A 21,267-nucleotide genomic window follows, 5' to 3' on the forward strand; every position below is an offset into this window, starting at 1 on the left:
GGGGGAGGTCAGGCGGCCGACTCGTCCAGCGCACGCAGCAGATCCGCCACCAGGTCCTCGGGATCCTCGGCGCCCACCGACAGCCGGATGAAGCCCTCCGGCACCGCGTCTCCGCCCCAGCGTCCGCGGCGTTCGGCCGTGGACCGCACCCCGCCGAAGCTCGTCGCGTCGTCCACGAGTCGCAGCGCTTCGAGGAACCGGTCGGCACGCAAGCGGGTGGGCAACGTGAACGACACGACGCAGCCGAAGCGCCGCATCTGCCGCGCGGCGACCTCGTGGGAGGGGTCGTCGGGCAGTCCGGGGTAGCGCAGCCCTGCCACCTCGGGCCGCTCGCGCAGCGCATTCGCGACGGCCAGGGCCGTGGCGCTCTGCCGGTCGACCCGCATCTGGAGCGTCGCGATCGAACGATGTGCGAGCCAGGCCTCCATGGGCCCGGGAATCGCACCGGCGATCTTGCGCCAGCGGCGCACGGCAGCCATGGCCTCGGCGTCCCGGCCGACGACATAGCCCAGGAGGACATCGCCGTGACCGGTGAGCTGCTTGGTGCCGCTGGCCACCGTGAAATCGGCGCCGAACTCCAGCGGACGCTGACCGAGCGGTGTCGCGAGGGTGTTGTCGACGGCCACCAGGGCACCACGCGCGTGTGCCGCCTCGGCGAGCTGCCTGATGTCACACACGTCGAGCCCGGGATTGGAAGGGGTCTCGATCCACAGCAGCCTCGCACCGTCGAGGACGTCGAGCTGGGCGTCCCCGCCGGTGGGCGCCGTGCGCACCTCGATGCCATACGCCTCCAGCTGAGCGCGGACCAGCGGCAGTGCCTGATAACCGTCGTCGGGCAGGACACATACGTCGCCCGTGCGCAGCTGGGAGAAGAGCACCGCCGAGATCGCCGCCATGCCCGAGGCGAAGACGAGCGTCTGCGCGCCGTCCCTGCCGGGCGCCTCGAGTTCGCCGACGGCGCGTTCCAGCAGCGTCCACGTCGGGTTCTCGTCGCGGCCGTAGGTGTAGGGACCCGTCGGGTCGCCGGGGAGGTGGAAGTGGGCCGCGAACACCGGGCCGGGCAGGGTGGGCTCGTGCTTGACCGGCTCGGGCAGCCCGGCCCGCACCGCACGCGTGCCGTCACCGGCGCCGGCGGCCGGGCCCGCGAGTCCCGTCACCTCGCCCACGGCACCCGCGGCATCCGCCCCGCCACCCCCGGCACCCGTCGCGGAATCATTCATGCCGCCTGTCCCTCCACGTTCTCGCGCACCGCGGCGAGCAGACCGGCGCCCGCCGCCTCCACCATCTCAAGGCACTCCTCGAAACCGTCCATTCCCCCGTAGTAGGGGTCCGGTACGTCGAGGTCGTCGCCGGCGGCGGGATCGTACGAGCGGAGCAGCCGTACCTTCCCCGCGTCCTGCTCGGTGGGTGCGAGGCGGCGCAGGGCCCCGAGATGGCCGGAGTCGAGGGCGATCACGAGGTCGAGGTGGGAGAACCACGACGACTGGAACTGCCGGGCCGTGTGCCCGCCCGGGTATCCGTTGTCCTCCAGGACGGCCACGGTGCGCGGATCGGCGCCGTTCCCCTCGTGCCAGCCGCCCGTACCGGCGCTGTCGACCTCCACCAGGTCGTCGAGACCCGCCTCGGCCACCCGCGCGCGGAACACGATCTCGGCCATCGGCGAGCGGCAGATGTTGCCCGTGCAGACGAAGCAGACCCGGTACGTCATGTCCGCTCAGTCCCCGTCGGGAAGGATGACGTGCAGCGCCCAGGAGACGACCGAGATGATCAGGCCACCCACGACGGCCGTCCAGAAGCCGTCCACGTGGAAGCTCAGGTCGAGCTTGTCGGCCAGCCACGAGGTGAGCAGCAGCATCAGCGCGTTGACGACCAGCGTGAACAGGCCGAGGGTGAGTATCAGCAACGGCAGGCTGAGGAGCTTGACCACCGGCTTGACCAGGAAGTTCACCAGGCCGAAGAGCAGCGCCACGATGATCAGGGTGGCGAACTCCTTGCCCGTGTTGTCACCGGTCAGGGTGATCTTGTCGAGCAGCCATACGGCGACCGCCAGGGCGCCCGCGTTCGCGATCGTCTTGACTAGGAAATTCATCATGTGTCTGATCGTGGCAGACCTGATCGGACACGGGCACAAGAGGCAGGGGCGGACAAGGCGATGAAAGCATTCCGGCTGGACGAACTGGAGGCGGAGCGCGCCGCCAACGAGGGCGCCTACCTGCAGTTTCTGCGGGAGCAGAACATGTCGGTCGGCTTGTACGCCCTCGACGCGGGCGAACAGGATCCACAGAAGCCGCACAATCAGGACGAGGTCTACTTCATTGTGAGCGGCCGGGCCGCGATCACTGTCGGCCTGGAGACGACCCAAGTGGCGCGCGGCAGCGTGATCTACGTGCCGGCGGGCGTCGCCCACAAGTTCCACCACATCACCGAGGACCTGAGGGTGCTGGTGGTCTTCTCTCCGCCCGAGAGCTGACGCGACGTCTCGGGGTTCCCTAGGGGATCGGTCAGGGGAGGACAAGGGATGCGAGGCACCCGTTCGACCCCTCCCGGACCTAGCATCGAGTGCAGGACATCAGAGATCCGAAAGACCGACAGGACCCGGCACTCGAGCGGGCGGAGAGGTAAGGACGAGGGCGATGCGAGAGATCTTCACGGGACTGCCGTGGTGGGTGAAGTGGATCGCGGTGCCGGTCATCGCCCTGGTCGTGTTCGGCGGGCTGATCGCCAGTGTGGTCGGTTTCGTCATCGGACTGCTCTTCAAGGTGCTGGTCTTCGTGGCCCTGGTCGGCGGACTGATCTACGTCGTACGCAAGTTCACGTCGAGCTCCTCGTCGCGCAGCGACTGGTGAGACCGGTGGGGAACCGGTGGGGGTAGCGGGACACGCCTGGAATCACCGGTTCCCTCGGGCGGGGGAAGTTTCCCGGCGGGGCCGTCTGCACGCGGTGGCAGGCGAATAGAGTCCGGAACTCGACGCGGGGACTTCCCCGCGAGCGGCATTCACCCCCACCCGTGTTTTTCCGCACGGGTCGGCCCCCTCGCGCTTCGGGAGAGCCCCTTGGTCCCGGCTGACACCGCACCCGTCCACCTCGGCGCCGTCCCCGCGCAACCCCGCTCGGTGGCGCCCCCTGGACCACCCCATCCCGCTGCCGTACCCGCTCCGCCGACCCTGATCGGATCCGTGCAGCGCGCCATGCGCCTGCTGGAGACCGTCGCCGCGCACGAGTACGGTGCCCCGGCCAAGCAACTGGCCCGTGAGACCGGGCTGGCGCTGCCCACGACCTACCACCTGCTGCGCACGCTCGTGCACGAGGGCTATCTACGCCGGGACAAGGGCCTGTTCTTCCTCGGTGAGGCGGCCGAGCGGCTGAGCAGCAGCGGGGCGCGGCAGAAACGTCGCAGCACGATCGTCGACGCCCTGGCGCACTGGCGGGACGCCCTGGGCGTGCCCGTCTATTACGCGGTCTACCGCGAGGGCGAGATCGAGGTCATGTGCGTCTCCGACACCCCCGTCAACCCGGCGGTCGAGGAATGGGCCGACTTCCGGGAGACCGGGCACGCGCACGCCATCGGCCAGTGCCTGCTGTCCCAACTGGACGAGGAGACCCGCCGTGACCACCTCGACCGCTACCCGGTGCAGGCCCTCACGCCCTACACGGTGCGCGACAACCACAGCCTGCTCAGGCGTCTGGAGCGGATCCGGCGGATGGAGCCGGTGACCGAGCGCCAGGAGTACGCCCTGGGCGCGGTCTGCGCCGCGATCCCCCTCACCCTCGGGACCACGGCAGCGACGATGGCCATCTCACTCCCCGCACACCAGGCCGAGCGGTTGCTGCCCGCGGCCCGGCAGTTGCAGGCAGAGATGGGGCGGCTGCTCGGTTCACTCGCGCTCTCTATCAGTATGTGAAAACTCACTCCTTGTGATCTGCTGTGTACGTTCAGCAAGATTCCACCAAGTGTCAGAGGTTTGTTCCCGGCCAGTAACGGCGATTGACGGGGTTATCGATGCGCGAGTCCGTACAAGCAGAGGTCATGATGAGCTTTCTCGTGTCCGAGGAGCTCTCCTTCCGCATTCCGGTGGAGCTGCGCTATGAGTCAAGTGATCCCTATGCCGTCCGGCTGACGTTCCATTTGCCGGGTGACGCCCCGGTGACGTGGGCTTTCGGACGGGAGTTGCTGATCGACGGGGTCGGCCGGCCGTGCGGGGAGGGCGATGTGCGCGTCACGCCCGTCGAACCCGACGCGCTGGGCGAGGTGTTGATCCGGCTTCAGGTGGGCAGCGACCAGGCGTTGTTCCGTTCGTCGACGGCACCGCTCGTCGCTTTTCTCGACCGTACGGACAAGCTGGTGCCCCTGGGCCAGGAGGGCTCCCTCGCCGACTTCGACGCGCACCTTGACGAGGCACTGGACCGCATCCTCGCCGAGCAGGGCGCCGGCTGAGACATGGTCCGGCGGCACGGTGGAGTAACGCTTCACCGGACGCCGCCGAGCTGCGCAGGAACGCTTCTTCCTGCGATCGTCCTACGATCTTCCTCCCGGGCGAGACGCCTCGGGCTCTCAGACGTCAGCGCTTGCGGCGCCTGCCCCTCCCTCCGCGTGCCGGGACCGCGGAGGCCTCCGGGGCGGATTCCGTTCCGGGGCGGTCGGCCGCGACCACCAGCGCCGCCAGGGCGGTGGTGACCGGCACCGAGGCGACCAGGCCGATCGAACCGACCAGCGTGCGCACGATCTCCTCGGCGACCAGCTCGCTGTTGGCGACCGTCCCCACACTGCTCTGAGCGATGGAGAACAGCAGCAGCAGAGGCAACGCGGCACCCGCGTAGGCGAGGACGAGTGTGTTGACGACCGAGGCGATGTGGTCGCGGCCGATCCGGATGCCGGCGCGGTAGAGCCCCCGCCAGCCCATCGACGGGTTGGCCTCGTGCAGCTCCCAGACCGCCGAGGTCTGCGTGACCGTGACGTCGTCGAGTACGCCGAGCGAACCGATGATGACGCCGGCCAGCAGCAGGCCGCTCATGTCGATCGTCGGGTAGAGGCCGTGGATCAACCCGGTGTTGTCGTCGGTGTTCCCGGTCAGGGCGGCCCAGTCGATGAACACCGAGCCAAGGACGCCGATCAGCAGCAGTGAGATGAGGGTGCCGAGCACCGCCACGGATGTCCGGGCGGACAGGCCGTGACACAGGTACAGGGCGATGAGCATAATGGCGCTCGCGCCGACCACCGCCACGACCAGCGGGTTGGAGCCCTGAAGGATCGCGGGCAGGATGAAGAAGTTCAGCACCATGAAGCTGATGGCCAGGGCGACCAGCGCCATGACCCCTCGCATCCGCCCGACGATCACCACGGCGACGGCGAAGATACCCGCGAGCAGAGCCATGGGCAGACGGCGGTTGATGTCGGTGACCGAGTACTGCAGGTCCTTCGGGGCCGAGGGCTCGTAGGCGACCACGACCTTCTGGCCCTCGTGCAGCTGGCGCGACTGGTCGGGCTGGACGATCTCGGTGAACGTACGGCCCTTGTCGTCGCCGGTGTCGACCCGGATCGTCGCCCGCTTGCAGGTCCCCTTCTCCTCCTGCACCGCGGAGGAGCCCTCGGCGGTGGAAGTGTCGCCGGTCGGTGGTACGCCCGAAGCACCGGCCTCCTGGCAGCTCACCTCGACCACCTTGGTGACGGTGGCGTCCTGCGTCTGCCGGTCGAAACCGACGCCGGTGCGCTCGTGCGCCGGAGCACCGCCCGGCCACAACACGGCGAGACCGATCAGCACGGCAGTGGCGAACGGGATAAGGATCGCCGCGATGACCTTGCGCAGATGCCGGGAGACCGGCGTGGCCGGACCATGACTGTGGGAGTGCCCGTGCCCGCCGCCCGCGCCGGACCCGTGGCCATGGCCGTGCCCCTCGCCCCCGCCCTGGCCGGGGCCGTGCCCGTCGTCTCCGCCATGACCATGGCCGCCACCTCCGGCGGGCCCTGATCCGTACCCACCACCAGTGCCCCGCCCGGGGCCCGGCCCACCGAGGGGACCACTGTGGCCGGCATGACCGCCCGGGGAACCGGCGCCCCGGCCGCCGCCGGAGCCCGGCCCGAACTCACCGCGCTCTTCAGGGCCGAACCCCGCGTCCTGCCCGTACCCGAGCTCAGGGCCCCGCCCCCGGGGAGGCCTTTGCCTCCTGGCCGGTCCCTGCCCGGCCCCGGCGGCGAAATCATGGCCGTCACCACGGCCGTTGCCGTTTCCGGCGCCGGATCCGCGGGGCGGCTCGGGCGGGGGGAAGGAGGGACGCTGCGTCGTGGTCACCGCCCGATCATCGCAAGAACGAGGGGGGCCCTCTGTTCACCGCGCCAGAATTGCCGCTAGCGTGGGGGCACCTTTTGTACACGCGGGAGCTCGGAGCACCGGGCTGAGAGGGCGCTGACCTCCGTCCCAGCGATGTTTCACATGAAACATCGCCGGAGTCGAGTGATGTTTCACACGAAGCATCGCCGGACGGAAACCGCTGCGTCGACCGCCGAACCTGTTACCGGGTAATGCCGGCGTAGGGAGTAGGTCTCATGACCGACAAGGACGCACGCACGCCTGCCTCCGTCCAGGACGAGACGTCCGCGGAGGCCGGGAAGTCCATCGGCTGGCACAAGGCGTACATCGAGGGCACCCGCCCCGACCTGCGCGTGCCGGTTCGCCAGGTGCACCTCACCAACGGCCAGGCGGTCACGCTGTACGACACGTCGGGCCCCTACACCGATCCACTCGTCGACACCGACGTCCGCAGGGGTTTGTCACCGTTGCGCGAGAACTGGATCATCGCCCGCGGCGACACCGAGGAGTACGCGGGCCGCCCCGTCCGTCCCGAGGACGACGGCATCAAGCACACCTCGCCCCGCGGCGGTCTTCGCAACCTGGACGCGGTCTTCCCCGGCCGGCCCCGCCAGCCGCGTCGCGGTAGGGGCGGAGAGGCGGTCACCCAACTCGCGTACGCCCGCCGCGGCGAGATCACACCCGAGATGGAGTACGTGGCCATCCGGGAGAACGTCTCACCCGAGGTGGTCCGCGACGAGATCGCCGCAGGCCGAGCCGTGCTGCCGGCCAACGTCAACCACCCCGAGATCGAGCCAATGATCATCGGCAAGCGATTCCTGGTGAAGGTCAACGCCAACATCGGCAACTCGGCGGTGACCTCTTCCATCGAGGAGGAGGTCGAGAAGATGACCTGGGCGACCCGCTGGGGCGCCGACACGGTCATGGACCTGTCCACCGGCCGCAACATCCACACCACGCGCGAGTGGGTGCTGCGCAACTCCCCCGTGCCCATCGGCACCGTCCCGCTCTACCAGGCCCTGGAGAAGGTGGACGGCCGGGCCGAGGAGCTGACCTGGGAGATCTACAAGGACACGGTCATCGAGCAGGCCGAGCAGGGCGTGGACTACATGACGGTCCACGCGGGTGTGCGCCTGCCGTACGTGCCGCTGACGGCGAACCGCAAGACCGGCATCGTCTCCCGCGGCGGCTCGATCATGGCGGCCTGGTGCCTCGCGCACCACAAGGAGTCGTTCCTGTACGAGAACTTCGAGGAGCTCTGCGAGATCCTCGCCGCGTACGACGTCACGTACTCGCTCGGAGACGGCCTCAGGCCCGGGTCGATCGCGGACGCCAACGACGAGGCGCAGTTCGCGGAGTTGCGCACGCTCGGGGAACTCAACCGGATCGCGAAGCGTTTCAACGTTCAGACCATGATCGAGGGCCCGGGCCACGTCCCGATGCACAAGATCAAGGAGAACATCGACCTTCAGCAGGAGATCTGCGATGAAGCTCCGTTCTATACGCTCGGCCCGCTGACCACGGACGTCGCCCCTGCGTACGACCACATCACCTCCGGCATCGGCGCCGCGATGATCGCCTGGTGGGGCACGGCGATGCTGTGCTACGTCACACCCAAGGAGCACCTGGGCCTGCCGAACCGTGACGACGTCAAGACCGGCGTCATCACCTACAAGATCGCCGCCCACGCAGCCGACCTCGCCAAGGGGCACCCGGGTGCGCAGGAGTGGGACGACGCGCTGTCGGACGCTCGTTTCGAGTTCCGGTGGGAGGACCAGTTCAACCTGGCCCTCGACCCGGACACGGCACGGGAGTTCCACGACGAGACCCTGCCGGCGGAACCCGCCAAGACGGCTCACTTCTGCTCGATGTGCGGCCCGAAGTTCTGCAGCATGAAGATCTCGCAGGACATCCGCCGGGAACACGGCGGCACACGGGCCGAGGTCGAGGAGGGCATGGCCCTGAAGTCGAAGGAGTTCGCGGCGAGCGGGAACCGCGTGTACCTGCCCATCGCGGACTGACCGCCGCGCACTCGCTGGGGTCAAGGGGCGGGTCACCGGCTCCCGCCGCGGTGCCCCCGCACACGGCGGGCCCGGCCCGGCGGCCCCGCGCCCACTCAGGTCCGGGGCCGACCGGCCTCGGCCTGCGGGACGTGCCGTGCGCGGGGTCGCCCGGGGCCTCGCCGCCCGTGGAGGGCGGTGAGTCCGGGCAGCTCCGACGGCTAGTCCGGTTGGTGCTCCGGTCCTCCGAAGTCCGGGCTGGTGTAGTCCGGGCTGCTGAAACTGGGGCGTGAGCCGCGGTCGCCGTCGTCCGGGCTGGTGAACCCCGGGCGGTCGTAGCCGAGGTGCGGCATGCGGCTGACCGGAGTGGACGAGGGCGTGGGGTGCAGCGCGGCGGCCGCGCCGGGGTCGGCGAGCGCCTCCCGCAGGAAAGGCAGGATGCCGCGTTCCAGCAGGGCCTCGTGCCAGGCCTCCTTGGCCTGGGCCACCTCGCCCTGCAGTTCGCCGTGCGGCCCGCCCTCGGCCGTGGGCTTGTTGCGCAGAGCGGTGAGCAGCAGCCCCACCGCGGCGACGAGGATCGCGACCGCGGTCACGGCGCCGAACACCCAGCCCGTGGTGAGCATGGTCCGGGCGAACCCCTGCTCGGGGTCGAGCATCCGCAGGATGTAGCCGACGAGCAGGAAGATCGCCGCGGCGGTACCGGCCAGGACGGGTGCGAGGACGGCGACGACGGCGACGGCGCCCGCGCCGGTGGTCTCGGCGACCCCTCCCACGGTGGCGGCGAGCCCCGACGCACCCGTGCCCGGCTCGGAGGAGCTGGACCCGCGCACGGCCGATGAGCCGGCCGACGCCGGCTGACGCAGTTCGTCGCGGACCTTGACGTAGTGCTGGTACTCGGTCGAGGCGGCCGCCGTGATGAGCGCGGTGGCGCTCAGCGCCATGGTGCGCAGCTGTTCGGGGTTGAGCCGCTGTCCGACAGCGGCCAGTTCCGGACGGTGTGGTGCGGAGCGCAGCGCCTCATCGAGGATCCGCTCGTATTCCTGGCGGTCCTCGCTCAGCAGGTGCTGCGGAACGCTGTTCATGTGCATCCCCCGATGCTCCGTAGGGCTTGGGACTCGGCATGCTGACGAGCCGTCGGGCAGAAACGGAGGGGAGCCTGCTACGGATAAGCCGATGGTAGAGCGGTGACGGTATGCGGTGACAGGGGGTTTACCGAAATTGACCCCTCACCGGCCCGGTTCTCCGACCGGGGACGCCTGCCCGGTGAACGTTCACGTGTCCAGCGGCAGTTGCTGGACCAGCAGCTTTCCGGCCATGGTCACGCCGCCGTCCATCGCGATGGCGAGTCCGTCGGCGTAGACGTGCGGTCCCTCGATCACGGGGTCGCGGTTGTCCTCGTCGTCCTCGGAGCCGACCTCGCCCAGCAGATAGGGGATCGGGCTGTGCCCGTGAACGATGCGGGTGCCTCCGTACGTATCGAGCAGGGAGCGCACGGCGTCCGCGCCGCCCTCGTCGCGGAAGGAGAACCGCTTGGTGAACTTGCGGAACAGGTCCCAGACCTCGTCCGCGTCGTTGCGGGTGATCGTTTCGCGGACGGTGTCGTTGACCTCTTCGATGGAGCGGCCGTAGTCGAGATAGGCGGTGGTGTCGGAGTGCACGAGCAGGTGGCCGTCGACCTCCTCGACGGCGTCCAGGCGGGACATCCACTGCAGGTGGTGGTCCTGGAGGCGGTCCATGTCGGTCTTCTGGCCGCCGTTGAGCAGCCAGGCCGCCTGGAAGGTGGCGGTGCCCGCGCCGGAGTTGACGGGGGTGTCGCCGAACCGCTTCGCACCCAGCAGCAGCAGTTCGTGGTTGCCCATGAGCGCCTTGCAGTAGCCGCCGGCCGCGGCGGCCTCGGCGGACAGCCGCATCACCAGGTCGATGACGCCGATGCCGTCCGGGCCGCGGTCGGTGAAGTCGCCGAGGAACCACAGCCGGGCGGTGCCCGCGCACCAGTTGCCGGCGGCGTCGAGCAGGCCCTTCTCCTGGAGGGCCGACACCAGCTGGTCGAGGTAGCCGTGCACGTCACCCACGACGTACAGCGGGCCCTGCCCGGTGGTGGACTGCGGGGCGGCGGTCTCGGGATCCACGGTCACCTGAACAGTGTCACCCCGGTTGATGACGGGAAGGTCGCGCTGGGTCGGCGTGTATCCCTCGGGGTAGGTCTCCTCGGGCGGCGGAGCGACCTCACCGGGGTGGACGTTGTGGACGTACGGACCGGCCTCGTGGACGTACGCGGGCACCCGGAAGTCGCGCAACGTCGCCGTCCGCTCCACCTCGGGTCCCTGACCGGCCCCCTGAGTCATCGACCCCTCCACCATCGCGCCGCATTGCACCGCATCGGACTGCCTGGTCGTAGCGGCCCGCGGGTGTCGTGGGCCCATCATAGGAATGCGGATCGCGCCATGTGATGACCCAGGGGTGGTGAATCAGAGCAAGAGTCCAGTTCACTGCGGCTTTCGCCCCGATTGCGCCAGGCTTTGACCACGGTGTGACCGCCCGTGCTCTTCTTCTCTTCGCGAGAACGATCCCTTCTCTCCGGGGGACCGGCCCTGTTTCTCCCCAGGAGGGCATCCTTCCCCTTACCCGTGCCGGAGCTACGTGTCCTCGGGTGAGCGCGGCGGGCTGACCGTCGTGCGCGGCGGGCGTCGCTGGGACGAGGTGCGCACGATCAGCTCCGTCGGCATCACCTGCTCCACCGGGTGGTCGGCTTCCACTCCTTCGATGGCGTCGATGAGGAGCTGCACCACCGCGGTGCCGATGCGGCGCGGTTTCAGGGAGAGCGTGGTGATGGGCGGCTCGGTGTTGGCGTACACCGTGGACTCGCTGCAGCAGACCAGCAGCAGGTCGTCGGGGACGCGCAGGCCGTAGCGGCGGGCGGCGGCGAGCAGGTCGGTGCCGTTCGGATCGAACAGTCCGTAGACCGCGTCGGGCCGGTCGGGCCGGGCGAGGAGCCGGTCGGCGGCGACGGCGCCCGCGCACGGATCGTGCGCCGGGTAGGCCTCGTACACCGGATCCTGGCCGACGCGCTCGCACCAGCGCAGGTAGGCGGTGGTCGACAGGTGGGTGTAGGTGTCCGTCGACGTGCCGGTCAGCAGGCCGATGCGGCGGGCGCCGGCGGCGGCCAGGTGGTCGAGGATGCCGAGGACGGCGGCTTCGTGGTCGTTGTCGACCCAGGCCGTCACCGGCAGCGCACCGGCCGGGCGGCCGTCGGAGACCACCGGCAGCCCCTGCCGGACCAGCTCGCTGACGACCGGGTCCTGATCGGAGGGGTCGATGACGACCGTGCCGTCCAGGGCGACGTTCGACCACACGTCGTGGCGGGAGGTCGCGGGCAGGATGACGAGCGCGTAGCCGCGGGCGAGTGCGGCGGAGGTGGCGGCCCGCGCCATCTCGGCGAAGTACGCGAACTCCGTGAAGGTGAAAGGTTCATCCCCGTACGTGGTCACGGTCAGGCCGATGAGGCCCGACTTGCCGGTGCGGAGGGTCCGGGCGGCGGCCGAGGGCCGGTAGCCCAGGCGGTCGGCGACCTCCCGGACATGGCGCCGGGTGGCGTCCGGGAGCCGCCCCTTGCCGTTGAGGGCGTCGGAGACGGTCGTGATGGAGACTCCGGCTGCGGCGGCCACGTCTCTGATGCCTGCCCGACCCGGTCGACTGCCTCGCCGTGAGGTTTCCGCGCGGCTCACCTGGTGCTTCCCTGCTGCTGTCATGGCGAGCCGATAGTAGGGCTCATGCCGTGGGGTAGTGCGGACGCATATGCACGCGTTGACAGGCACGTTTCTGCATGATCATTTAACCCCAACGGCCTTGGAAGCCATGGGTGTTGAGCGCTTTCTTGGCAGTACGTGTTGTGTCGGCACGCACGGGCCTGCCAACTGGCCCAGGTTGCGAAGAGGTCTCAACTCACCTGCACGGGGGATGCGCGCCACGGCGTGCACCACCGGCGCATAGATATATGTGCAGCGCGCCCCCATATTCGTACGCCTTGGGGCGGTGATGCCCCAGATGCCGGTGAGACAGGGGAGGACGGGGCCGGCCGGTCGGTCGTGGCTATACGCAGCGGCGCCGAATCCTCATAAGGTAAGGAGTATTGGATGTCGGCGGCGGTCATGGGCCGCCGGTCTTCACGAGGAGGACTGCGGTGAGCGAGACGAGCCCCAAGCTGCGCGCCGAGCTGGAGGGGATCCCCACCTACAAGCCGGGCAAGCCCGCCGCGGCAGGTGGTCCGGTGGCCTACAAGCTGTCCTCCAACGAGAACCCCTATCCGCCGCTGCCGGGCGTGATGGAGTCCGTGACGGCGGCGGCCTGCAACTTCAACCGCTACCCGGACATGGCCTGTACGGCGCTGATGAACGAACTGTCCGAGCGGTTCGGGGTCCCGCTCTCCCACCTGGCCACCGGCACCGGCTCGGTCGGTGTCGCCCAGCAGTTGATCCAGGCCACATCGGGCCCCGGTGACGAGGTGATCTACGCCTGGCGGTCCTTCGAGGCGTACCCGATCATCACGCAGATCAGCGGCGCTACGTCGGTACAGGTGCCGCTGACGCCCGGGGATGTGCACGACCTCGACGCGATGGCCGACGCGATCACCGAGCGAACCCGGCTGATCTTCGTCTGCAACCCCAACAACCCGACCGGCACGGTGGTGCGGCGAGCGGAGCTGGAGCGTTTCCTCGACCGGGTGCCGCGCGATGTGCTGGTGGTCCTTGACGAGGCGTACCGCGAGTTCATCCGCGACCCCGAGGTGCCGGACGGCGTGGAGATCTACCGGAACCGGCCCAACGTCTGTGTCCTGCGCACCTTCTCCAAGGCGTACGGCCTCGCCGGCCTGCGCGTCGGTTTCGCCATCGCTCATGAGCCGGTGGCCGCGGCGCTGCGCAAGACGGCGGTGCCGTTCGGCGTGAGCCAGCTCGCCCAGGAGGCGGCGATCGCCTCACTGCGGGCCGAGGACGAACTGTTCGGCCGGGTCGGCTCGCTGGTGTGCGAGCGCACGCGCGTGGTCGACGGACTGCGCTCGCAGGGCTGGACGGTGCCCGAGACCCAGGCCAACTTCGTGTGGCTGCGGTTGGGGGAGCGTACGGTGTCGTTCGCGCAGGCCTGCGAGCAGGCGGGTGTGGTGATCCGGCCGTTCCCGGGCGAGGGTGTGCGGGTGACGGTCGGGGAGGCCGAGGCGAACGACATCTTCCTGAAGGTGTCGGAAGGGTTCCGCAAGGAGCAGTAAGGCTTCGTACGCCGGCAGGCTTCGAGGAGCGGTGTCTCTCCTGGAGCCTGGTCAGGAGTCATACGGGAGAGCGAGGGCATCGCCGTCGGTCCAGAAGGCGACGGTGCCCGGCTCGACGACCTGTTGGGCGCCCGTTTCACGTGAAACCGACACCCCCGTGTCGAAGTACACCTCCGCGCCCCAGGTACGGGCCGTGGAGACCAGCGGCAGTGCCTTGACGAGAGCCTGGCTGGTCGGGGTGTCGTCGAGTGAGGCGGTGAGATGGCCCGCGGGCCAGGAGATCCGTATCTGTAGCGATGGCGGTGTCTGCATGCCATCGATTCAACAATATGTTGAAGCCCGGCCAAGAGCTCGACTGTGACGGGAGAGACAGGGACCCCCTCAAGTCGTTCGAAAGTGCGTGCTGCATAATGGCTTGTGAATGTGAACGCTTTCACAAGCGTAGGTAAGGAGCGGCGACGTGGACCTGGCTTTGGCGCCGGAGACCCTGGCGCGATGGCAGTTCGGAATCACCACCGTCTACCACTTTCTGTTCGTCCCCCTGACTATCTCCCTGGCCGCGCTGACGGCTGGTCTGCAGACGGCGTGGGTGCGGACCGAGAAGGAGAAGTACCTCCAGGCGACCAAGTTCTGGGGCAAGCTTTTCCTGATCAACATCGCGATGGGTGTGGTCACCGGCATCGTGCAGGAGTTCCAGTTCGGCATGAACTGGTCCGACTACTCGCGCTTCGTCGGTGACGTCTTCGGTGCGCCGCTCGCCTTCGAGGCACTGATCGCGTTCTTCTTCGAGTCCACCTTCATCGGACTGTGGATCTTCGGCTGGGACAAGCTGCCGAAGAAGATCCATCTGGCCTGTATATGGATGGTCTCCATCGGCACGATCCTGTCGGCCTACTTCATCCTCGCGGCCAACTCCTGGATGCAGCACCCGGTCGGCTACCGGATCAACGAGGCGAAGGGCCGGGCCGAGCTCACCGACTTCTGGCTCGTGCTGACCCAGAACACCGCGCTCGCCCAGGTCTTCCACACGCTCACCGCGGCGTTCCTGACCGGGGGCGCCTTCATGGTCGGCATCGCCGCCTTCCACCTGGTCCGCAAGAAGCACGTACCGGTGATGAAGACCTCGCTTCGGCTGGGCCTGGTCACCGTGGTCATCGGCGGCCTCCTCACCGCGATCAGCGGTGACGTGCTCGGCAAGATCATGTACCAGCAGCAGCCGATGAAGATGGCCGCGGCCGAGGCGCTGTGGGACGGCGAGAAGCCGGCCCCCTTCTCGGTCTTCGCCGTCGGCGACGTCGACAAGGGCCACAACAAGGTCGCCATCGAGATACCCGGCCTGCTGTCCTTCCTCGCGAAGGACGACTTCAGCTCGTACGTGCCCGGCATCAACGACGTCAACAAGGCCGAGCAGGAGAAGTACGGCCCCGGCGACTACCGGCCCAACATCCCCGTCGCCTACTGGGGCTTCCGGTGGATGATCGGCTTCGGCATGACGTCGTTCGCCATCGGTCTGGCCGGGCTGTGGCTGACCCGTAAGAAGTTCATGCTTCCGCAGCACCTGAGGGTGGGCGACGACGAGGTGCCGCATCTCGTCCTGCTGCCGAAGAAGGCGCTCGGCCCGACACTCACCAAGTGGTACTGGCGCATCGCGATCCTCACCCTGGGCTTCCCGCTGATCGCCAGTTCGTGGGGCTGGATCTTCACCGAGATGGGCCGCCAGCCGTGGGTCGTCTACGGCCTGTTCCAGACGCGTGACGCGGTCTCCCCCGGCGTCTCGCAGGCCGAGGTCATCACGTCGATGGTCGTCTTCACCACGCTGTACGCGATCCTCGCCGTCGTCGAGGTCAAGCTGCTGGCCAAGTACGTCAAGGCGGGACCGCCGGAGCTCACCGAGGCCGACCTCAACCCGCCCACGAAGATCGGCGGCGACTCCCGTGACGCCGACAAGCCGATGGCCTTCTCGTACTAGGCCGAGGGAGCTGCACAGTCATGGAACTGCACGACGTCTGGTTCGTCCTGATCGCCGTCCTGTGGACCGGCTACTTCTTCCTGGAGGGCTTCGACTTCGGGGTCGGCGTGCTCACGAAGCTGCTCGCCCGGAACCGGCCCGAGAAGCGGGTGCTGATCAACACCATCGGCCCCGTCTGGGACGGCAACGAGGTATGGCTGCTCTCGGCGGGCGGCGCGACCTTCGCCGCCTTCCCCGAGTGGTACGCCACGCTCTTCTCCGGCTTCTACCTGCCCCTGCTGCTCATCCTGGTCTGCCTGATCGTCCGGGGTGTGGCCTTCGAGTACCGCGTGAAGCGTCCCGAGGAGAACTGGCAGCGCAACTGGGAGACGGCGATCTTCTGGTCCTCGCTGCTGCCCGCGTTCCTGTGGGGTGTGGCCTTCGGCAACATCGTGCGGGGCGTCAAGATCGACCAGGACTTCAACTACGCCGGTGGCGTCCTGGACCTGCTCAACCCGTACGCGCTGCTCGGCGGCCTGGTCACGCTGTCGCTGTTCACCTTCCACGGAACGGTGTTCGTCGGGCTCAAGACGGTCGGAGAGATCCGGGAGCGGGCGCGGAAGCTGGCCCTGCGCGTCGGCGCGGTGACCGCCCTGCTGGCGCTCGCCTTCCTGCTGTGGACGCAGTCCGACCGGGGAGACGGCCCGTCGCTCGTGGCGATGGTCATGGCCGTGGCGTCGCTCCTCGTGGCTCTCGTCGCGGCCCGGGCCGGGCGTGAGGGCTGGGCGTTCGCGCTGTCGGGGCTCACCATCGTGGCCACGGTGGCGATGCTGTTCCTGACGCTCTTCCCGAACGTCATGCCGTCGACGCTGAACCCGGACTGGAGCCTCACGGTCACCAATGCCTCGTCCAGCCCGTACACACTGAAGATCATGACCTGGTGTGCCGGGATCGCCACTCCGGTCGTCCTGCTCTACCAGGGCTGGACGTACTGGGTGTTCCGCAAGCGGATCGGTACACAGCACATCGCCGAGACCGCGCACTGAGGTGTGTTTCACGTGAAACCGATCGACCCGCGTCTGCTCCGGTACGCCCGTGCCACCCGTGCCTTCCTGGTGGCGGTCGTCGCCCTGGGGGCGGTGGGCGCGGGGTTGGTCATCGCGCAGGCGATGCTCATCGCCGAGGTGGTGGTCGGTGCGTTCCAGCACCGCTTGGCCGTGTCCGAACTCGGCACTCCCCTGGTGCTGTTGGCCGTCGTCGCGGTCGGCCGGGCGCTGGTCGGCTGGCTCACGGAACTCGCCGCGCACCGGGCGAGTGCGGCCGTGAAGTCCGAGCTGCGGGGGCGGCTGCTGGAGCGCGCCGCTGAGCTGGGGCCGGGTTGGCTGGCCGGGCAGCGGACCGGTTCGCTGGTCGCCCTGGCCACCCGGGGCGTCGACGCCCTCGACGACTACTTCTCGCGGTATCTGCCGCAGTTGGGCCTCGCGGTGGTCGTGCCGGTGGCGGTGCTGGCGCGGATCGTCACCGAGGACTGGGTCTCCGCAGCCATCATCGTGTGCACCCTGCCGCTCATCCCGGTCTTCATGGTGCTGATCGGCTGGGCCACCCAGTCCCGGATGGACCGTCAGTGGCGGTTGCTGTCACGGCTGTCCGGGCACTTCCTGGACGTCGTGGCGGGCCTTCCGACGCTGAAGGTCTTCGGACGGGCCAAGGCGCAGGCCGAGTCGATCCGCCGCATCACCGGCGAGTACCGCCGGGCGACCATGCGGACGCTGCGGATCGCCTTCATCTCCTCGTTCGCCCTGGAACTGCTCGCGACGATCTCGGTGGCACTGGTCGCCGTGACGATCGGCATGCGGCTGGTGCACGGCGAGATGGACCTGTACATCGGTCTGGTCATCCTGATCCTCGCCCCCGAGGCGTACCTGCCCTTGCGGCAGGTCGGGGCGCAGTACCACGCGGCGGCGGAGGGGCTCGCCGCCGCCGAGGAGATCTTCGGGGTCCTGGAGACGCCCCGGCCGGCGTCCGGCTCCGAGGTCGTGCCGGAGGGTGCGCTGTCCTTCGAGGGCGTGACCGTCCGCTACCCGGGGCGGTCGGCGGACGCCGTCACGAACGTGACCTTCGGCGTCGAGCCGGGGGAGACGGTCGCGCTGGTCGGGCCGAGCGGCGCCGGCAAGTCGACGCTGCTGAGTGCGCTGCTGGGGTTCGTGCGACCGGCCGAGGGGCGGGTGCGGGTCGGTGGCGTCGACCTCGTCGAAGCCGACCTGAAGCAGTGGCGCTCCCGGATCGCGTGGGTGCCGCAGCGGCCGCATCTCTACGCCGGGACGATCGCAGAGAACGTACGGCTGGCGCGGCCCGGCGCCGACGACGACTCCGTACGGCGGGCGCTGCGGGACGCCGGGGCGCTGGAGTTCGTCGACGCGCTGCCCGAGGGCGCGGAGACCGTGCTCGGCGAGGACGGTGCCGGGTTGTCCGCCGGGCAGCGGCAGCGCCTGGCACTGGCCCGAGCGTTCCTCGCCGACCGGCCCGTGCTGCTGCTCGACGAGCCGACGGCGGCCCTCGACGGGGCCACCGAGGCCGAGGTCGTCGCGGCGGTGCGGCGGCTCGCGGCCGGCCGGACGGTGCTGCTGGTGGTGCACCGGCCGGCGCTGCTGGACGTCGCGGACCGGGTGGTGCGGCTGGAGGCGGCGGACCGGGCGGCGCGGCCGGCGGAGCCCGGGACCACCGCTGCCCCGCCTGTGGCGCCCGCCGCTACCCCGGCAACCGGCACCCCGTTCGTCGAGCTCGAGCAACCCGCTCCGGCCGAGTCCGTCGGAGGGCCGGCTCGGGGCGGTGTCCTCACGCGCGTCCGCGCGATGTCCGGTGCCCGGCGCGGGCGGCTGGGACTCGCGCTGCTGCTCGGGAGTCTCGCCCTGGGGAGTGCCGTGGGACTCATGGCCACCTCGGGGTGGCTGATCTCGCGGGCCTCGCAGCAGCCGCCCGTGCTGTATCTGATGATGGCCGTCACCGCGACGCGGGCGTTCGGGATCGGGCGGGCCGTGTTCCGGTACGCCGAGCGACTGGTGTCGCACGACGCCGTGCTGCGGATGCTGGCGGACACCCGGGTCGCGGTGTTTCGCAGGCTGGAGCGGTTGGCACCGGCCGGACTGCGCCGGGTCCGCCGGGGCGATCTGCTCTCCCGGCTGGTCGCGGACGTGGACGCGCTGCAGGACTACTGGCTGCGGTGGCTGCTGCCGGCCGGGGCCGCCCTGCTCGTGTCGGCCGCGACGGTCGGCTTCACCGCGTGGTTGTTGCCCGAGGCCGGGGCGGTGCTCGCGGCCGGGCTCCTGGCGGCGGGGGCCGGTGTACCGCTGGTCACCGGCGCGGTGTCCCGGCGGGCCGAACACAAGCTGGCACCCGCCCGCGGGGTGCTCGCGACGAGGGTGGCCGATCTGCTCACCGGCACCGCGGAACTGACCGTCGCCGGTGCGCTGCCCGCGCGTACCGCCCGGGCGCGTGAGGCCGACGGGGCGCTGACCCGGATCGCCGCGCGGGCCGCCACGGCCACCGCCCTGGGCGACGGTCTCACCGCGCTGATCTCCGGGCTGACCGTAACGGGCGCGGCGCTGGCCGGCGCGCAGGCGGTCGCCGCCGGACGGCTCGACGGCGTGGCCATGGCCGTCGTCGTCCTCACTCCGCTCGCCGCCTTCGAGGCCGTGCTCGGGCTGCCGCTCGCCGTGCAGTACCGGCAGCGCGTGCGCCGCAGCGCTGGGCGGGTGTACGAGGTGCTGGACGCCCCTGAGCCGGTGAGGGAGCCGCAACGGCCTCGGCAGGCGCCCGCGTCGCCGTTCCCGGTCGCCGTCAAGGGACTGACCGCCCGGCACGCGGGGCAGGACCGGAAGGCGCTCGACGGGCTCGACCTGACCCTCGACGAAGGGCGCCGCATCGCCGTGGTCGGACCCTCCGGCTCCGGCAAGACCACACTGGCTCAGGTGCTGCTGCGGTTCCTCGACGCGGAGGCGGGCTCCTACACGCTCGCGGGTGTGGACGCGTCCGCGCTGCACGGCGACGACGTACGAGGGCTCGTCGGGCTGTGTGCGCAGGACGCGCATCTCTTCGACAGCTCGCTGCGCGAGAACCTGCTGCTCGCCAGGAAGGACGCCACCGAGGAGCAGCTGCGCGCCGCGCTGGGCCGCGCCCGGCTGCTGGAGTGGGCGGACGGCCTGCCCGGCGGTCTGGACACGCTCGTCGGCGAGCACGGGGCGCGGCTGTCGGGAGGCCAGCGGCAGCGGCTGGCGCTGGCCCGGGCACTTCTCGCGGACTTCCCCGTCCTGGTCCTGGACGAGCCCGCCGAGCACCTCGACCTGGCGACGGCCGACGCGCTCACCGCCGATCTGCTGGCCGTCACCGAGGGGCGGACCACGCTGCTCATCACGCACCGGCTGGCGGGCCTCGAAGAGGTCGACGAGGTGATCGTGCTGGACCGGGGACGGGCCGTGCAGCGCGGCCGGTACGCGGACCTGCTGGCGGTGCAGGGGCCGCTGCAGGAGATGGCGGAGCGGGAAGCGGCTGCGCAGTCGCTGGTGGGAGCGAGGTAGCGGCCGGGGACGGTGTGCTTTGGGCCGTTCGGCGCAGCAGGTCCCCCAGCCGTAGGACTTGAACAGGACCGGGCCCGCGGTGCTGGGCGACGATCGCTGACATGCGCTCATATCGCCGCCATCGGCTGCTGGTTCCGGTCCTGCTGTGTGCGCTGGCCGTGCTCGCGGCCCGGCCGACGGCTGCGCCCGAGGAACCCGGCAGCGGAACGGGCACGGGAGGGGACACAAGCCTCAGCGCCGAGGTGGCGCGGCTGTACGAGGAGGCCGCGGTGGCGACGCAGCAGTACGAGGCCGGTCGCCGGGAGGCCGAGGAGCAGCGGGCCGAGGCCCAGCGGGCGGAGGAACTCCTCGACGCGCAGCGGCGGCACATCGCCGCTCTGCACGAGGACCTCGGCCGGATCGCCCGGGCCCAGTACCGCAGCAGTGGTGGCCTTCCGGTGGCCGCGCACATGATCCTCGCGGACAGCCCCGACAGCCTGATGCGAGGTCAGCACGCCTTCTCGCAGGCGGATCTCGCCGTGAACAACGCGATCTCCAAGAACCGGCGGGCCGAGGCACGACTGGCGGTGGACGAGGCCAGGGCCGCGGACCGGTGGCAGGCTCTGGAGCGGCGCAAGACGCAACTCGCGGGTCTGAAGTCGGACATCGAGCAGAAACTGGAGTCGGCGCGCTCACAGCTTCAGGGACAGGCGGACGCCGCGGTCGCCGCCGGGGCGTGCCGCGGAGCCGTCCGGCTCGACCAGCCGGAGACGGGGTTCACCGAGGGCGACTGGGTCGCGCCGGTCGAGACGTACCAGCTGTCGGCGTCCTATGGCAGCGGCGGTGAGCGGTGGTCGAACCGGCACACCGGGCAGGACTTCGCGGTGCCGATCGGCACGCCGGTGCGGGCCGTTGGCGCGGGCCGGGTGGTGAGGGTGTCCTGCGGCGGCGCCTTCGGCATGGAGATCGTGCTCGAGCACGCGAACGGCTATTACACGCAGTACGCGCATCTCGCTTCGCTCGCGGTCGACCAGGGGGAGCACGTCAGCCCCGGGCAGTGGATCGGCCAGTCGGGCACCACGGGCAACTCCACCGGGCCGCACCTGCACTTCGAGGCCCGGATCACAGCGGAGTCGGGCTCGTCGGTGAATCCGGTCTCGTGGCTGGCGGCGCGCGGGGTGTCCCTCTGAGACACCCCGGC

17 protein-coding genes and 1 pseudogene are annotated in these 21,267 nt (G+C 70.0%); 10 read left to right on the forward strand and 8 right to left on the reverse strand.

From position 1 onward, the window contains the following. Positions 1–8 precede the first annotated feature (8 nt). The 3 genes from ABTX60_RS14380 to ABTX60_RS14390 are packed head-to-tail and all read right to left on the reverse strand — an operon-like array spanning position 9 to position 2,092. The gene (locus tag ABTX60_RS14380) at positions 9–1,220 is read right to left on the reverse strand and encodes a cystathionine gamma-lyase (protein WP_352097369.1); all 1,212 of its coding nucleotides are present in this window, start codon (positions 1,218–1,220) and stop codon (positions 9–11) included. After that, entirely contained in the window at positions 1,217–1,708 is a 492-nt protein-coding gene (locus ABTX60_RS14385) for a low molecular weight protein-tyrosine-phosphatase (RefSeq protein ID WP_352097370.1), read from the reverse strand. Before ABTX60_RS14385 ends, ABTX60_RS14380 begins: the two co-directional genes overlap by 4 nt. Before the next feature lie 6 nt (positions 1,709–1,714). Further along, positions 1,715–2,092, reverse strand: a complete 378-nt coding sequence (locus tag ABTX60_RS14390) for a phage holin family protein (protein ID WP_352097371.1) — start codon at positions 2,090–2,092, stop codon at positions 1,715–1,717. A 60-nt stretch (positions 2,093–2,152) separates the two neighbouring features. On the opposite strand from ABTX60_RS14390, the gene ABTX60_RS14395 reads away from it, so the two are divergent. From ABTX60_RS14395 to ABTX60_RS14410, 4 genes are all read left to right on the forward strand, one after another. After that, the gene (locus ABTX60_RS14395; protein ID WP_053670113.1) at positions 2,153–2,470 is read left to right on the forward strand and encodes a cupin domain-containing protein; all 318 of its coding nucleotides are present in this window, start codon (positions 2,153–2,155) and stop codon (positions 2,468–2,470) included. A gap of 163 nt (positions 2,471–2,633) precedes the next feature. Further along, positions 2,634–2,846, forward strand: coding sequence for a DUF5326 family protein (locus tag ABTX60_RS14400; protein WP_020271174.1), 213 nt, complete (start codon positions 2,634–2,636; stop codon positions 2,844–2,846). A 318-nt stretch (positions 2,847–3,164) separates the two neighbouring features. Next, entirely contained in the window at positions 3,165–3,902 is a 738-nt protein-coding gene (locus ABTX60_RS14405; RefSeq protein ID WP_352097573.1) for an IclR family transcriptional regulator, read from the forward strand. A gap of 98 nt (positions 3,903–4,000) precedes the next feature. Then, positions 4,001–4,435, forward strand: coding sequence for an SsgA family sporulation/cell division regulator (locus ABTX60_RS14410; protein WP_033309865.1), 435 nt, complete (start codon positions 4,001–4,003; stop codon positions 4,433–4,435). Positions 4,436–4,559: 124 nt separating this feature from the next. Here ABTX60_RS14410 and ABTX60_RS14415 read toward each other — a convergent pair whose 3' ends face one another. Then, on the reverse strand, positions 4,560–6,287 hold the full coding sequence (locus ABTX60_RS14415) for a YibE/F family protein (protein ID WP_352097372.1): 1,728 nt from the start codon (positions 6,285–6,287) through the stop codon (positions 4,560–4,562). Between the two features lie 254 nt (positions 6,288–6,541). Here ABTX60_RS14415 and thiC point away from each other — a divergent pair, with 254 nt between their 5' ends. Next, positions 6,542–8,326, forward strand: a complete 1,785-nt coding sequence (thiC, locus tag ABTX60_RS14420) for a phosphomethylpyrimidine synthase ThiC (protein ID WP_352097373.1) — start codon at positions 6,542–6,544, stop codon at positions 8,324–8,326. Between the two features lie 200 nt (positions 8,327–8,526). On the opposite strand, the gene ABTX60_RS14425 is transcribed toward thiC, so the two are convergent. From ABTX60_RS14425 to ABTX60_RS14435, 3 genes are all read right to left on the reverse strand, one after another. Then, positions 8,527–9,393, reverse strand: coding sequence for a hypothetical protein (locus tag ABTX60_RS14425; RefSeq protein WP_352097374.1), 867 nt, complete (start codon positions 9,391–9,393; stop codon positions 8,527–8,529). A 183-nt stretch (positions 9,394–9,576) separates the two neighbouring features. Continuing rightward, positions 9,577–10,665 carry a metallophosphoesterase gene (locus ABTX60_RS14430; protein WP_352097375.1) on the reverse strand — a complete coding sequence of 363 codons (1,089 nt, stop codon included), beginning with the start codon at positions 10,663–10,665 and terminating at the stop codon, positions 9,577–9,579. Between the two features lie 276 nt (positions 10,666–10,941). Continuing rightward, the gene (locus tag ABTX60_RS14435) at positions 10,942–12,054 is read right to left on the reverse strand and encodes a LacI family DNA-binding transcriptional regulator (protein ID WP_352097376.1); all 1,113 of its coding nucleotides are present in this window, start codon (positions 12,052–12,054) and stop codon (positions 10,942–10,944) included. Positions 12,055–12,485: 431 nt separating this feature from the next. Here ABTX60_RS14435 and hisC point away from each other — a divergent pair, with 431 nt between their 5' ends. Then, a complete protein-coding gene (gene hisC, locus ABTX60_RS14440; protein ID WP_352097377.1) occupies positions 12,486–13,565 on the forward strand; it encodes a histidinol-phosphate transaminase in 1,080 nt (359 codons plus the stop codon). Between the two features lie 60 nt (positions 13,566–13,625). Here the strand turns inward: hisC and ABTX60_RS14445 are convergent. After that, positions 13,626–13,877 (reverse strand): annotated as a pseudogene (locus ABTX60_RS14445) (cyclophilin-like fold protein); the annotation flags it as partial. Positions 13,878–14,025: 148 nt separating this feature from the next. Between ABTX60_RS14445 and ABTX60_RS14450 the strand changes: the two are divergent. From ABTX60_RS14450 to ABTX60_RS14465, 4 genes are all read left to right on the forward strand, one after another. Further along, positions 14,026–15,534 (forward strand): cytochrome ubiquinol oxidase subunit I, encoded by a 1,509-nt coding sequence (locus ABTX60_RS14450; RefSeq protein ID WP_352097378.1) that lies wholly within the window; start codon positions 14,026–14,028, stop codon positions 15,532–15,534. Positions 15,535–15,554: 20 nt separating this feature from the next. Further along, the gene (gene cydB / locus ABTX60_RS14455) at positions 15,555–16,559 is read left to right on the forward strand and encodes a cytochrome d ubiquinol oxidase subunit II (RefSeq protein WP_352097379.1); all 1,005 of its coding nucleotides are present in this window, start codon (positions 15,555–15,557) and stop codon (positions 16,557–16,559) included. Positions 16,560–16,571: 12 nt separating this feature from the next. Continuing rightward, complete coding sequence (gene cydD, locus ABTX60_RS14460; protein WP_352097380.1) at positions 16,572–20,087, forward strand: thiol reductant ABC exporter subunit CydD; 3,516 nt, start codon at positions 16,572–16,574, stop codon at positions 20,085–20,087. Positions 20,088–20,188: 101 nt separating this feature from the next. Then, positions 20,189–21,256 (forward strand): M23 family metallopeptidase, encoded by a 1,068-nt coding sequence (locus ABTX60_RS14465; RefSeq protein ID WP_352097381.1) that lies wholly within the window; start codon positions 20,189–20,191, stop codon positions 21,254–21,256. Positions 21,257–21,267 lie beyond the last annotated feature (11 nt).

This window comes from Streptomyces sp. NPDC126510 (assembly GCF_040302345.1).
Classification (GTDB): domain Bacteria; phylum Actinomycetota; class Actinomycetes; order Streptomycetales; family Streptomycetaceae; genus Streptomyces.